This window comes from Arsukibacterium sp. MJ3 (assembly GCF_000987765.1).
Classification (GTDB): Bacteria; Pseudomonadota; Gammaproteobacteria; order Enterobacterales; family Alteromonadaceae; genus Alishewanella.
Genome location: NZ_LAHP01000188.1, coordinates 1 through 427 on the forward strand (window position 1 = coordinate 1; position 427 = coordinate 427).

The following is a 427-nucleotide window of genomic DNA, read 5'->3' on the forward strand; positions in this document are numbered from 1 at the left end:
AGCACTTGCGCTGCCTTCTTCAATGCTGCCGATTACTTCTTTGCTTTTTACTGTTGCACCTTCATCAGCATCGATCTTACCGATCACGCCATCAGCTTCGGCCACAACTTCCAAAACAACTTTGTCGGTTTCAATATCAACCAGGTTTTGATCGCGGCTAACTTTATCGCCCTCTTTAACGTGCCAAGTTGCGATGGTGCCGTCTGCTACGGATTCCGGTAATTCTGGTACTTTGATTTCAATCGCCATGATGTGATCTCACCTGTTAAATACTTAACGCTTCGTTAACGAGTTTTTCTTGCTGCTCTTTATGCACCGATGCGTAACCTACCGCTGGTGATGAAGATGCTGCACGGCCTGCATATACTAGCTTGGCATCATCTGGAATAGAGGCCCAGAAATGATGCTGGCTGCAATACCAAGCGCC

Annotated in this window: 2 protein-coding genes; both read right to left on the bottom strand. The window is 47.1% G+C overall.

Annotated features, from left to right (window positions below):
- A partial coding sequence (locus tag VT06_RS17435) for a biotin/lipoyl-containing protein (RefSeq protein ID WP_046555603.1) occupies nt 1–249 on the bottom strand: 249 nt, incomplete at its 3' end.
- A 16-nt stretch (nt 250–265) separates the two neighbouring features.
- Nucleotides 266–427, bottom strand: a 162-nt coding sequence (locus VT06_RS17980) for a hypothetical protein (RefSeq protein ID WP_152659074.1), incomplete at its 5' end; no start/stop codon positions are given.